Here is a 12,587-nt window from a genome sequence, read left to right as displayed (position 1 = left end):
TGTCGCGAACGGGCCGCAAAGCGGCCCCGGCAATATCAGCTCTAAGGCTGAAATCCTGGGGCTGCTTTGCAGCCCGTTCGCGACACAAGGCCGCTCCTACATGGGGATCGCGCAAACTGCGGTCAGATCAGTGACCGAACCCGCAGCTCCTTGGGCATGGAGAAGGTGATGTTCTCTTCCCGCCCATCCAGCTCTTCAGCACCGCTGGCGCCCCAAGCCTTGAGCTGCTCGATCACACCACGCACCAGCACTTCGGGGGCCGAAGCACCGGCGGTGATGCCGACCCGCGCCTTCTGCTCGAACCAGCCACGCTGCAGGTCCTCGGCACCGTCGATCAGGTAGGCCGGGGTGCCCATGCGCTCGGCCAGCTCGCGCAGGCGGTTGGAGTTGGAGCTGTTCGGGCTGCCGACCACCAGTACCACGTCGCACTCGTCCGCCAGTTGCTTGACCGCGTCCTGGCGGTTCTGGGTGGCGTAGCAGATGTCGTCCTTGCGCGGGCCGCCAATGTTCGGGAAGCGCGCACGCAGGGCGTCGATGACGCGGCTGGTGTCGTCCATCGACAGCGTGGTCTGGGTGACGAACGCCAGGTGGTCCGGGTCCTTCACCTGCAGGTTGGCAACATCCTCCTCGTCTTCGACGAGGTAGATGGCGCCACCGTTGCTGGCGTCGTACTGGCCCATGGTGCCTTCGACTTCCGGGTGCCCTTCGTGGCCGATGAGGATGCACTCACGGCCGTCGCGGCTGTACTTGGCCACTTCGATGTGCACCTTGGTCACCAGCGGGCAGGTGGCATCGAACACTTTCAGGCCACGGCCAGCGGCTTCCTGGCGCACGGCCTGGGAAACACCGTGGGCGCTGAAGATGACGATGACATCGTCCGGTACCTGGTCCAGCTCTTCGACGAAGATGGCGCCGCGGTTGCGCAGGTCTTCCACCACGAACTTGTTGTGCACCACTTCGTGACGCACATAGATCGGCGGGCCGAAGACTTCCAGCGCGCGGTTGACGATCTCGATCGCCCGGTCGACCCCCGCGCAGAAGCCGCGAGGGTTGGCGAGTTTGATTTGCATGCTCGGCTCCAGGCTTACAGGGCCTTCACCTCGAGGATCTCCACCTCGAAGGTCAGGGTCTTGCCAGCCAATGGGTGATTGAAGTCGATGGTCACCTGGTCGTCATCGAACGCTTTGACCACACCTGGCAGCTCGGTGTTGGCGGCGTCGTTGAAGATGATCAACAGCCCTTCGGACAACTCCATGCCCTCGAACTGGGACCGCGGCATGACTTGCACGTTCTGCGGGTTGGGCTGACCGAAGGCGTTCTCCGGGGCCACCACGACGGTACGCTTGTCACCGCCCTTGAAGCCGAACAGCGCGTTCTCGAAACCTGGCAGCAGGTTGCCATCGCCAACCTTGAAGGTGGCCGGGGCCTTGTCGAACGTGCTGTCGACGGTGTCGCCGTTTTCCAGGTGCAGCGCGAAGTGCAGGGTGACTTCGGTGTTCTGGCCGATACGGGTGTCAGTCATGGACCGGATCCTCGGACTTCTTGCTCTTGAACATATCCAGCGCCAGCATCACCGCACCAACGGTAATGGCGCTGTCGGCCAGGTTGAAGGCCGGGAAGTAATGGCGGTTCTGCCAGTGCACCAGGATGAAGTCGACCACATGGCCGAGCACGACGCGGTCGTACAGGTTGCCGATCGCGCCACCCAGCACCAGCGCCAACGCCACGGCCAGCCAGGTCTCGTTGCGCCCCAGGCGCTTGAGCCACACCACCAGCACGGCACTGACCACCACGGCGATCAGGGCGAACAGCCAGCGCTGCCAGCCGGAGCTTTCCGCCAGGAAGCTGAACGCCGCGCCGGTGTTGTAGGCCAGGGTCCAGCTGAAGTAGTCAGGGATGACGACAACCTGCTGATACATGGTCAGGGCATTGTTGAAATACAGCTTGGTGGCCTGGTCGAGGACCAGTACCACCAGGCTCAGCCAAAGCCATGCAAGGCGCCCGAAGCGCCCCGCTGCAGGGTTAGGCATAGTGGCGCACCTCGCCGGAACCGCTCAGGTTGTCGACGCAACGGCCGCAGATTTCCGGGTGCTCCGGGTGGCTGCCGACGTCGGCGCGGAAGTGCCAGCAACGGCCGCACTTGGCGTGGCCGGACTTGACCACTTGCAGCTTGAGGCCTTCGACTTCGGTGGCCACGGCTTCGGCCGGCGCCTGCACGAACGGCACCACGCTGGCAGCCGAGGTGATCAGCACGAAGCGCAGTTCGTCGCCCAGCTTGCCCAGGTCGGCGCTCAGGCCTTCGTCGGCGTACAGGGTGACTTCAGCCTGCAGGTTGCCGCCGATGACCTTGGCGGTACGCTGGTTTTCCAGCTCCTTGTTGACCGATGCCTTGACGGCCATCACGCGGTCCCAGTAGGCGCGGTCCAGTTCGGTGCCTTCCGGCAGCTCGCTCAGGCCTTGGTACCAGCCGTTGAGCATTACCGACTCGTTGCGCTCGCCTGGCAGATACTGCCAGATTTCGTCGGCGGTAAACGCCAGGATCGGCGCGATCCAGCGCACCAGCGCCTCGCTGATGTGGTACAGCGCGGTCTGGCAGGAACGGCGGGCGACACTGTTGGCGCCGGTGGTGTACTGGCGGTCCTTGATGATGTCGAGGTAGAAGCCGCCCAGCTCCTGCACGCAGAAGTTGTGCACCTTGGAGTAGACGTTCCAGAAACGGTACTCGCTGTAGTGCTCTTCCAGCTCGCGTTGCAGCAGCAGGGTGCGGTCTACGGCCCAGCGGTCCAGCGCCAGCATGTCTTCCGGGGCCAGCAGGTCGCGGGCCGGGTCGAAGCCGGACAGGTTGGAGAGCAGGAAGCGTGCAGTGTTGCGGATACGGCGGTAGGCGTCGGCGCTGCGCTGCAGGATCTGCTCGGAAACGGCCATTTCACCGGAATAGTCGGTAGCGGCAACCCACAGGCGCAGGATATCGGCACCCAGGGTGTTGTTGACCTTCTCCGGCTCGATGGTGTTGCCCAGCGACTTGGACATCTTGCGGCCGTTCTCGTCCACGGTGAAGCCGTGGGTCAGCAGCTCGCGGTACGGCGCGTGGCCGTCGATGGCGCAACCGGTCAGCAACGACGAGTGGAACCAGCCGCGGTGCTGGTCGGAACCTTCCAGGTACAGGTCGGCACGCGGGCCGGTGGCGTGGCCGATGTCATGCGAGCCACGCAGCACGTGCCAGTGGGTGGTACCCGAGTCGAACCACACGTCCAGGGTGTCGGTGATCTTGTCGTACTGCTCGGCTTCAGCGCCCAGCAGTTCGGCGGCGTCCAGCTTGAACCAGGCCTCGATGCCTTCCTGTTCGACGCGCTTGGCCACTGCTTCCATCAGCTCGACGGTGCGTGGGTGCAGCTCGCCTGTCTGCTTGTGCAGGAAGAACGGGATCGGCACGCCCCAGTTGCGCTGACGCGAGATGCACCAGTCCGGGCGGTTGGCGATCATCGAATGCAGGCGCGCCTGGCCCCAGGCCGGCACGAACTTGGTGTCCTCGATGGCTTTCAGTGCACGCTCACGCAGCGGCTCGCCGGTGGTCGGCTGCTTGTCCATACCCACGAACCACTGCGCGGTGGCGCGGTAGATCAGCGGGGTCTTGTGGCGCCAGCAGTGCATGTAGCTGTGGCTGATGGTTTCGGTGTGCATCAGCGCACCGACTTCGCTCAGCTTCTCGACGATGGCCGGGTTGGCCTTCCAGATGAACTGGCCGCCGAAGAATGGCAGCGAGTCGACGTACACGCCGTTGCTCTGCACCGGGGTGAGGATGTCGTCGTTGACCATGCCGTAGCGCTTGCAGGTGACGAAGTCGTCTTCACCGTAGGCTGGCGAGGAGTGCACCACCCCGGTACCGGCGCCCAGTTCGACGTAGTCGGCCAGGTAGACTGGCGACAGGCGGTCGTAGAACGGGTGGCGGAAGTTGATCAGTTCCAGCGCCGAACCCTGGGCGGTGGCGATGACCGAGCCTTCCAGGCTGTAGCGCTTGAGGCACGACTCCACCAGCTCTTCGGCCAGTACCAGCAGACGCTCGCCGGTGTCGACCAGGGCGTACTTGAACTCCGGGTGGATGTTCAGCGCCTGGTTGGCCGGGATGGTCCACGGGGTGGTGGTCCAGATCACGATGGCGGCCGGCTTGGCCAGCGAAGCCAGGCCGAAGGCGGCAGCCAGCTTGGCCTCGTCGGCAACCGGGAAGGCAACGTCGATGGTCTGCGATTTCTTGTCGGCGTACTCGACTTCGGCCTCGGCCAGGGCCGAACCGCAATCGAAGCACCAGTTCACCGGCTTCAGGCCCTTGAACACGAAGCCTTGCTTGACCATCTCGGCCAGGGCGCGGATTTCGCCGGCCTCGTTGGCGAAGTTCATGGTCTTGTACGGGTTGTCCCAGTCACCCAGCACGCCCAGGCGGATGAACTCGGTCTTCTGCCCTTCGATCTGCTCGGCGGCGTACTCGCGGCACAGCTCGCGGGTGCGGTCGGCGGACAGGTGCTTGCCGTGGGTGACCTCGACCTTGTGCTCGATCGGCAGGCCATGGCAGTCCCAGCCTGGCACGTACGGCGCATCGAAGCCGGCCAGGGTCTTGGAACGGACGATCATGTCCTTGAGGATCTTGTTCAGCGCATGACCGATGTGAATCTTGCCGTTGGCATAGGGCGGGCCGTCGTGCAGGACGAACTTGGGACGATCCTTGCCAATTTCGCGCAGCTTCTGGTACAGGCCAATGCTGTCCCAGCGCTGCAGGATCTGCGGTTCGCGCTGAGGCAGGCCGGCCTTCATGGGGAAGGCGGTGTCCGGAAGGTTAAGCGTGGCTTTGTAGTCGGTCATTTCAGGCTCTTCGTTAACGGTTGAGCGTGCCAATGTGCACGTGCGGCGGCGATATCCGCATCGATCGCCGACTTCAGCGCCTCCAGGGAGGCGAATCGCTGCTCTTCACGCAGCTTGTGGTGGAACTCCACCGTCAGGCGCCGGCCGTAAAGGTCGCCGGCATAGTCCAGCAGATGAATCTCCAGGTGCGGGCGCCCGTCACCGGCAACGGTGGGGCGCACGCCGATATTGCCGACACCCGGCCAGGCCTTGCCGTCGATTTCGATGCTGGCCAGGTAGACCCCGGACAGCGGCACGCGGCGGCGCTTGAGCTGGATGTTGGCGGTAGGTGTGCCGAGCTGGCGGGCCAGCTTCTGGCCATGCAACACGCGGCCGCTGATGCGGTACGGGCGGCCCAACAGGTGCTCGGCCAGCTCGAAGTTGCCTTCGGACAGGGCCTTGCGCACTTCGGTGCTGCTGACCCGCAGGCCGTCCTGAATCACCGTGTTGGCAGCCTCGACGGTGAAGCCGTACTGCTTGCCGGCCTCGACCAGGAAGGCGAAGTCGCCAGCGCGGTCGCAGCCGAAGCGGAAGTCATCGCCCACTTCGAGGTGGCGTACACCCAGGCCGTCGACCAGGATGGCCTTGACGAAGGCATCGGCACTGAGCTTGCTCAGGCGCTGGTTGAATGCCAGGCACAGCACCCGGTCGATACCCTCGGCCGCCAGCAGCTCGATCTTGTCGCGCAGGCGGGCCAGGCGGGCCGGCGCGGTGTCGGGGGCGAAGTACTCGCGTGGTTGCGGTTCGAAGATCACCACGCAGGTCGGCAGGCCCAAGGCCTGGCCGCGCTCGCGCAGGCGCGCCAGGATCGCCTGGTGGCCGCGGTGAACCCCGTCGAAGTTGCCAATGGTGGCGACACAGCCCCGGTGCTCGGGGCGCAGGTTGTGAAGACCTCGAACCAGCTGCATAACGCGCTTCTTGCTCATAAAGTGGCCGATTATAACCACACCCGGGCGCCGGTGACAGGCAGCAGCGCCCAAGGGCGGCGTGGAATGCGAAAAACCGACGCCTGACCCGCCCGCTGCCTTAGTGCAAGGCCTTGCGGGCGAAATGCCGAGGCCGGAAGCCGCACAGGTACAGGCAGCCGAAATAGGTCACGATGCCCGCCAGTACCAGAGCCCCCAGGCGCACCAGGCGCTCGAGCATGTTGCCCTGCTCCCAGGCCGGCAGGTAATGCATGCCGGCCAGCAATACCGCCGACATCAGCCCCACCGCCAGCACCAGCTTGAGCAGGAACATCGCCCAGCCTGGCTGCGGCTGGAACAGCTGCTGGCTGCGCAGCTTCCAGAACAGCAGGCCGGCGTTCAGGCAGGCCCCCAGGCTGATCGCCAGGGCCAGGCCGGCATGCGCGAGCGGGCCGATCAGGGCCAGGTTGAACAGTTGGGTGCAGACCAGGGTGAATACCGCGATCTTCACCGGTGTACGGATATTCTGCTGCGCATAGAAGCCGGGTGCCAGTACCTTGACCAGAATGATCGCCAGCAAGCCCACGGAATAGGCGATCAGCGCCTTCTGGGTCATGGCTGCGTCGACGGCAGTGAACTTGCCGTACTGGAACAGCGCCACGGTCAGTGGCTCGGCGAGGATGGCCAGGGCCAGGGTGCATGGCAGCACCAGCAGGAAGCACAGGCGCAGGCCCCAGTCGAGGATCCGCGAGTATTCCTCGCGGTCCTTGTTGGCGTAGGTCTTGGCCAGCGTGGGCAGCAATATGGTGCCCAGGGCCACCCCCAGCACGCCGGAAGGCAGCTCCATGAGGCGGTCGGCGTAATACATCCACGACACCGAACCGGCCACCAGGAAGGAGGCGAAGATGGTGTTGATGATCAGCGAGATCTGGCTCACCGACACCCCGAGGATCGCCGGCAGCATCTGCTTGAGCACCCGCCACACGCCGGCATCACGCAGGTTCAGGCGTGGCAGCACGAGCATGCCGATCTTCTTCAGCGCTGGCAGCTGGTACAGCAACTGCGCCAGGCCGCCCGCCAGCACGCCCCAGGCCAGGGCCATGATCGGCGGGTCGAAATACGGCGTGAGCAGCGCGGCGAAGGCAATCATCGCCACGTTCAGCAGGGTCGGGGTAAAGGCCGGCACCGAGAAACGGTTCCAGGTATTGAGGATCGCCCCGGCCAGGGACGACAGCGAGATCAGCAATATATAAGGAAAAGTCACCCGCAACAGGGCGGTGGTCAATTCGTATTTTTCGGCACTGTCGACAAAGCCTGGTGCGGTCGCCCACACCACCCACGGTGCCGCCAGGATGCCAATGGCGGTCACCAGCGCCAGAACCAGAGTCAGCAGGCCACTGACATAGGCAACGAAGGTGCGGGTCGCCTCCTCGCCTTGCTGGGTCTTGTATTCGGCCAGGATCGGCACGAAGGCCTGGGAAAACGCACCCTCGGCGAAGATGCGCCGCAGCAGGTTGGGCAGCTTGAAGGCGATGAAGAAGGCATCGGTGGCGATGCCGGCACCGAAAACACGCGCCAGGATGGTGTCGCGGACAAAGCCCAGCACCCGCGAAATCATGGTGATCGAGCTTACCGCAGCCAGGGATTTGAGCAGGTTCATCGAAAAGATTCACGCCAAGGGCAGAGGACGCTGCCAGACAGCGTCCGAATGTGCGATACTCCCGCGCCTTCGCAGGGGAGCCAAAAATTCCCGAGTTTACAGGTCGCGCAGCAGAAAGGAATATTTCCCTCTTGTTGGCGCACCGCTCGGCGGAACCTTGCAGGTGGCCTTGACATCCGTTCGACTGATCGGCATGATTCGCGGCCTATTTTGTTTGCTATTTACCTAAAGTCTTTCGAGGAGCTCGACGGTGGCCAACACACCTTCCGCCAAGAAACGTGCAAAACAGGCTGAGAAGCGTCGCAGCCACAACGCCAGCCTGCGTTCCATGGTCCGCACCTACATCAAGAATGTAGTCAAGGCCATCGACGCAAAAGACGCCGAAAAAGCGCAAGCCGCTTACGTTCTGGCTGTGCCTGTAATCGACCGTATGGCCGACAAGGGCATCATCCACAAGAACAAGGCTGCTCGTCACAAAGGCCGTCTGAATGGCCACATCAAGGCGCTGAAAGAAGCTGCAGCTGCCTAAGCGACGTGCTAGTCGAAAAACCGACCCTAGGGTCGGTTTTTTGTTGCCTGCGATTTGTGCACATCGCCGCCTCGCTGCTGCGACCTATGCAACATCGCCGATCCGCCTTTGTAGGAGCGGCCTTGTGTCGCGATCGGGCTGCGCAGCAGCCCCAGCAATATCAGCATCGACGCTGAAACCGAGGGGCTGCTGCGCAGCCCGATCGCGACACAAGGCCGCTCCTACAAAAAGCAGGGCCGTGTTTGCCCAGTGCTACTTCGCTATCTGTATCTTCGGCGCCCACTGCAGCCATTCATCCTCGGCCTTGTCGAACAAGGCGAACGTCTGCTGCGGCCGTGCCGGGTTGCCCATCTGCTCGCCATCCGGCGTGGCGAAGGCGATACCGCCGTCGATCATGGTCTCCACCGACTCGGTACGCACCGTAACCCCCTTGACCAGACCCCAGTCGAAACCGAAGCCGCTGCTGTTCCAGAAGCGACTACCGCTACGCACCAGGGCCGCATAGCGCGGTTCGATCAAGATATGGATCAACACACGGTCAGCGCTCTGGCCCAACTCGAAGCCCGTCACCTTGCCCACCGCAACCTCACGGTAGGTCACCGGCACGCCCGGCTTGATCGAGCCACGGCGCGGAGCGCTCAGCGTCAACGGCAGGCCGACTTCAGGCCCTGCCACCTGCGGGGCGTCGGCCAAGGCGATGAAATCGCGCTGTGGGCCACGGTCCTTGGCAGCCGGCTGCACTTCCAGGTACTGCCCGCCCACCAGGGTGTCGAGGTTCTGCGTGCGCACCAGGCCAAAGGCCGGCTTGACCACCCAGAACTGCGTACCGGCGCGGGCGATACGGTCCGCCACTTCGGTAATGCGCGCCCGCAGCAGCACCGCCTGCAAGTCATCGGTCAGGTCGACGCTCTCGACGCTGCCCACATCCAGGCCGCGGAAGCGTATCGCCGTGCCTGGCTTGAGGCCGTCGGCACGGTCCACGCGAATGGTGATCAACGTACCCGCGCGGTTGACCGCATCCTGGCTGTCATGCAGGCGGAAGCGTGGGATGTGTCGTTTGAGCGGCACATCAGGCCGTGGCGTATCGAACGCGATACCACCAGCCATCAGGGTCTGCAGTGATTCACTCTTGATCTTGATGCCCGACAGGCCCCCCGTCAGGGTGATGCCACTGACATTCCAGAAGCGCGACGAACCGTTGACCAGCTTTTCGTATTCCTTCTCGATATGCACACCGATCAGGATGCGATTGCTGTTGCGGGCGAACTGGTAGCTTTGCACGCTACCCACCTTCACCTGGCGGTACATGACCGGGCTACCGACTTCCAGCGAACCCAGGGTGTCTGCGAACAGCACCATGTGCAGGCCTGGTGCCTTGAGGTCGAGCGGCGGTGCCTTGGCGCGGGCTTCGAACTCACGCTCTGGCCGCGCACCCTTCTCACCAGGGCGAATGGCGATGTAGTTACCCTTGACCAGCGCTTCCAGGCCGGTGATACCCGCCAGGGAAATCGATGGTTTGACCACCCAGAACTGCGTGCCCTCGACCAGATAATCCTCGGCCAGCGGGTCCAGCGTAAGCTCGGCCGATGCACTGGCCAGGTTGTCTGCCATTGTCAGGGCTTTGAGCGAGCCCACCTGGATGCCCTTGTACATGACCGGTGTACGGCCCGCCTGCAGGCCCTCGTAATCGCTCAATTTCACCTTTACCCGGATGCCGGCCTGGGCCGCATCGAAGTCCTCATACAGACGGAACGGCAGGTTCGAGTCGGTGGGAGGGCTGTCCTTGCGGTGTTCCGGCGTGGCAAAGGCGATACCACCGGCAACAATGCTCGACAGCGATTCGCTACGCACTTTCACGCCCGAGAGCGAGGCATCGATGCTGACGCCGCTGGCATTCCAGAAACGCGTGTGCTTGCGCACCAGGCTGGCATAGGCCGGCTCGATGAAGACCTTGATCTCGACGGTGCTCTGGTCCTCGGACAGGCGATAGCTTTTGACCCGGCCAACCTGGATCTGCTTGTAGAACACCGGGCTGTCACGGTTGAGCGACCCCAGCCGCTCGGCCTTGAGGGTAAGGTGCAGGCCCGGCTCGGTGTCCGAAAGCGGCGGCGCCACCTTCAAGGCGGTAAAACGCTTGGTGCGCTCCCCCTCCCCCGGGCTGACGGCGATATAGTTGCCTGACACCAGGGTTTCAAGGCCGGAAATACCCGCCAGGCTGACGCTCGGCTTCACCAGCCAGAAACGCGTACCTTTGGTCAGATGAGGCTCGGCAGCCTTGTTCATCTCGATGGTGGCGATCACCCCTTGGTTCTCACCCTTGGCGTCGAGCACCAGGCTTTTGACCTTGCCAACCGGCATGCCCTTGTAGATCACCTCGGTCTTGTTGGCGACGATACCCTCGCCCGACTCGAAGCGAACCTCAATTTCCACGCCGGCATCACGGTAAGCCTGCCACGCAAGCCAGCCACCGATCATCAAGGCGATCAAAGGCAGGATCCATATGGCCGACCAGTTCGAGGCTGGGCGGGTTTTAGCCGTTGGCAGGTCACTCATGGTCGTCATCCGACTCCGTGTTATCCCAAATCAGTCGGGGATCGAAAGTTAAAGCGGCAAGCATTGTCAGGATCACCACAGTTGCAAAGGCGACAGCGCCCAGGTTGGCTTCGACACTGGCTATTCGGCCGAAATTCACCACCGCCACCAGGATGGCGATGACGAAGATATCGAGCATGGACCAGCGCCCAATGAATTCGATGAAGCGGTACATCAATATCCGTTGCCGCGCCGAAAGCGGCTGCCGGCGCTGAACGGAGTACAACAGCAAGCCGATGCCCACCAGTTTGAATGTGGGCACCAGGATACTGGCAATGAACACCACGGCAGCAATGGGCACCATGCCATGCTTGAGCAAGGTGATGACGCCGGACATGATCGTGTCGGGGCTGCCTTGGCCCAGGGTGCTCACGGTCATGATCGGCAGCATGTTGGCCGGGATGTACAGGATCGACGCGGCAATCAGCAGCGCCCAGGTGCGCGCGATGCTGTTCGGCCGACGGGCATGCACGATGGCACCGCAGCGTGTACAGGTTTGTGAAGTGCTGTCTGGCTGTTGCCTGTTCAGCTCGTGACACTCATTGCAGACAAGAATGCCTGCATCAATCGCCCGCATGCAGGTCCTCCCCTGATAGCGCACTCCAGATCTGGTGCGGTGACATCACCACCTCGAGCCACACCTGGATCAATAACAGGCTGATGAAGCAGAACAGCCCCAGGCCTACGGTCAGCTCGGCCAGGTCCACCAGCTTGACGATGGCCACCAGCACGCCCATGAAATAGACCTCGAGCATGCCCCAGTCACGCAAGTGGTGATAGATGCGGTAGAACAGCAGGCCGAAACTACGCCCCACGTTCAGGCGGATGCTCAGCAGCACGACCAGCTGACAGAGCAGTTTTGCCAGAGGGATGGCCATGCTGCACAGGAACACCACCACGGCCACGCCGCGCATTTCCGAGTTGTACAGGCCCAGCACGCCGCTCCAGACGGTATCGTCCGATGTCTGGCCAAGCAGGTGCAGCTGCATGATCGGCAGGAAATTGGCAGGCACAAACAGCAGCAAGGCGGTGAGTACCAGGGCCAGGCTGCGGTTGACCACATTGTGCCGATGGGCGTAGAGCTCGTAGCCGCAGCGCGGGCATTGGGCCTTCTCATCATGCTGGAGCACGGGCTTGCGCAGCAGCAGGTCGCATTCATGGCAGGCGACAAGCTGGTCCAGCGGCAACTGAGCCAAGGTTTCAGGTTCGACAGGATTGGGCATATAGCGCTTCTGAATAGGTGCGTGGGCCTATTCTAGTGTTCTGGCTCGAATTGTGGGAGGCAACATAACAGCGGGCCTGCGCGACCTTTGTAGGAGCGGCCTTGTGTCGCGATCGGGCGCGAAGCGGCCGTAAAGCCTGCATCCCGGGTCTCACAGGTAAACTGCGGCGCCTGGATTGCGGCCGCTGCGCGCCCGATCGCGACACAAGGCCGCTCCTACAGGGATCGCACAAGGCCGGGGATTCGCACAAGGTCGGAGGATTTGGGTGAGGCTTGGGGGTTTTAGGGCCAGAAAGACAAAACCCCTACCTGCATGTGCAGATAGGGGTTTTGCGAAATGAATCTTGACGATGACCTACTCTCACATGGGGAAACCCCACACTACCATCGGCGATGCATCGTTTCACTGCTGAGTTCGGGATGGGATCAGGTGGTTCCAATGCTCTATGGTCGTCAAGAAATTCTGTTGCCAGAATGTCCAGATGGACAGCCCAGCGAATTCGGATATGCGATATTTGTGATGTTGCGAACTTTCGGTTCTTTCGTCTTCACCACCACAATTTGGCTTTCGTGCGCAAATTGCTTGGGTGTTATATGGTCAAGCCTCACGGGCAATTAGTATTGGTTAGCTCAACGCCTCACAGCGCTTACACACCCAACCTATCAACGTCGTAGTCTTCGACGGCCCTTTAGGGGATTCAAGATCCCAGTGAGATCTCATCTTGAGGCAAGTTTCCCGCTTAGATGCTTTCAGCGGTTATCTCTTCCGAACATAGCTACCCGGCA

At 62.5% G+C, this 12,587-nt stretch carries 10 protein-coding genes and 2 rRNA genes; 1 reads left to right on the top strand and 11 read right to left on the bottom strand.

All coding sequences use genetic code 11. The annotated features are described in order from the left end of the window. Window positions 1-122: 122 nt before the first annotated feature. The 6 genes from ispH to murJ all read right to left on the bottom strand — a co-directional run bounded on the left by ispH (window position 123) and on the right by murJ (window position 7,458). Window positions 123-1,070, bottom strand: coding sequence for a 4-hydroxy-3-methylbut-2-enyl diphosphate reductase (gene ispH / locus ABIB24_RS02815; protein WP_137162927.1), 948 nt, complete (start codon window positions 1,068-1,070; stop codon window positions 123-125). A gap of 14 nt (window positions 1,071-1,084) precedes the next feature. Beyond that, entirely contained in the window at window positions 1,085-1,522 is a 438-nt protein-coding gene (fkpB, locus tag ABIB24_RS02810) for an FKBP-type peptidyl-prolyl cis-trans isomerase (RefSeq protein WP_003258215.1), read from the bottom strand. Beyond that, the gene (gene lspA, locus ABIB24_RS02805) at window positions 1,515-2,030 is read right to left on the bottom strand and encodes a signal peptidase II (RefSeq protein WP_025337596.1); all 516 of its coding nucleotides are present in this window, start codon (window positions 2,028-2,030) and stop codon (window positions 1,515-1,517) included. The genes fkpB and lspA overlap by 8 nt, the downstream gene beginning before the upstream one ends. Beyond that, window positions 2,023-4,854 (bottom strand): isoleucine--tRNA ligase, encoded by a 2,832-nt coding sequence (gene ileS / locus ABIB24_RS02800; RefSeq protein ID WP_085706420.1) that lies wholly within the window; start codon window positions 4,852-4,854, stop codon window positions 2,023-2,025. The genes lspA and ileS overlap by 8 nt, the downstream gene beginning before the upstream one ends. Continuing rightward, window positions 4,851-5,801 carry a bifunctional riboflavin kinase/FAD synthetase gene (ribF, locus tag ABIB24_RS02795; RefSeq protein WP_025337594.1) on the bottom strand — a complete coding sequence of 317 codons (951 nt, stop codon included), beginning with the start codon at window positions 5,799-5,801 and terminating at the stop codon, window positions 4,851-4,853. Before ribF ends, ileS begins: the two co-directional genes overlap by 4 nt. Window positions 5,802-5,919: 118 nt before the next feature. Then, window positions 5,920-7,458, bottom strand: a complete 1,539-nt coding sequence (murJ, locus tag ABIB24_RS02790) for a murein biosynthesis integral membrane protein MurJ (RefSeq protein WP_354316091.1) — start codon at window positions 7,456-7,458, stop codon at window positions 5,920-5,922. Window positions 7,459-7,708: 250 nt separating this feature from the next. Between murJ and rpsT the strand changes: the two genes are divergently transcribed. Further along, entirely contained in the window at window positions 7,709-7,987 is a 279-nt protein-coding gene (gene rpsT, locus ABIB24_RS02785) for a 30S ribosomal protein S20 (protein ID WP_003247625.1), read from the top strand. Between the two features lie 252 nt (window positions 7,988-8,239). On the opposite strand, the gene ABIB24_RS02780 is transcribed toward rpsT, so the two are convergent. The 5 genes from ABIB24_RS02780 to ABIB24_RS02760 all read right to left on the bottom strand — a co-directional run. Further along, window positions 8,240-10,540, bottom strand: coding sequence for a PqiB family protein (locus ABIB24_RS02780; RefSeq protein WP_354316090.1), 2,301 nt, complete (start codon window positions 10,538-10,540; stop codon window positions 8,240-8,242). Next, window positions 10,533-11,156 carry a paraquat-inducible protein A gene (locus tag ABIB24_RS02775; protein WP_015268842.1) on the bottom strand — a complete coding sequence of 208 codons (624 nt, stop codon included), beginning with the start codon at window positions 11,154-11,156 and terminating at the stop codon, window positions 10,533-10,535. The genes ABIB24_RS02780 and ABIB24_RS02775 overlap by 8 nt, the downstream gene beginning before the upstream one ends. Further along, window positions 11,143-11,802 (bottom strand): paraquat-inducible protein A, encoded by a 660-nt coding sequence (locus ABIB24_RS02770; RefSeq protein WP_025337591.1) that lies wholly within the window; start codon window positions 11,800-11,802, stop codon window positions 11,143-11,145. The genes ABIB24_RS02775 and ABIB24_RS02770 overlap by 14 nt, the downstream gene beginning before the upstream one ends. Window positions 11,803-12,143: 341 nt before the next feature. Next, window positions 12,144-12,259 (bottom strand): 5S ribosomal RNA (rrf, locus tag ABIB24_RS02765). Between the two features lie 136 nt (window positions 12,260-12,395). Next, window positions 12,396-12,587: ribosomal RNA gene (locus ABIB24_RS02760) — 23S ribosomal RNA — on the bottom strand; the annotation flags it as partial.

The sequence above is a fragment of the Pseudomonas sp. UYEF17 genome (assembly GCF_040546125.1).
Lineage (GTDB): Bacteria > Pseudomonadota > Gammaproteobacteria > Pseudomonadales > Pseudomonadaceae > Aquipseudomonas > Aquipseudomonas putida_Z.
Note: the sequence above shows the minus strand (reverse complement) of the source record. Positions and strands in the feature narration are given on the sequence as shown.

What these genes read in the sequence shown, in the direction of transcription:
- ABIB24_RS02770 (WP_025337591.1), bottom strand. Translation starts at nt 11,802, where the DNA reads ATGCCCAATCCTGTCGAACCTGAAACCTTGGCTCAGTTGCCGCTGGAC.
- ileS (WP_085706420.1), bottom strand. Translation starts at nt 4,854, where the DNA reads ATGACCGACTACAAAGCCACGCTTAACCTTCCGGACACCGCCTTCCCC.
- murJ (WP_354316091.1), bottom strand. Translation starts at nt 7,458, where the DNA reads ATGAACCTGCTCAAATCCCTGGCTGCGGTAAGCTCGATCACCATGATT.
- ribF (WP_025337594.1), bottom strand. Translation starts at nt 5,801, where the DNA reads ATGCAGCTGGTTCGAGGTCTTCACAACCTGCGCCCCGAGCACCGGGGC.
- ABIB24_RS02775 (WP_015268842.1), bottom strand. Translation starts at nt 11,156, where the DNA reads ATGCGGGCGATTGATGCAGGCATTCTTGTCTGCAATGAGTGTCACGAG.
- lspA (WP_025337596.1), bottom strand. Translation starts at nt 2,030, where the DNA reads ATGCCTAACCCTGCAGCGGGGCGCTTCGGGCGCCTTGCATGGCTTTGG.
- ispH (WP_137162927.1), bottom strand. Translation starts at nt 1,070, where the DNA reads ATGCAAATCAAACTCGCCAACCCTCGCGGCTTCTGCGCGGGGGTCGAC.
- fkpB (WP_003258215.1), bottom strand. Translation starts at nt 1,522, where the DNA reads ATGACTGACACCCGTATCGGCCAGAACACCGAAGTCACCCTGCACTTC.
- ABIB24_RS02780 (WP_354316090.1), bottom strand. Translation starts at nt 10,540, where the DNA reads ATGAGTGACCTGCCAACGGCTAAAACCCGCCCAGCCTCGAACTGGTCG.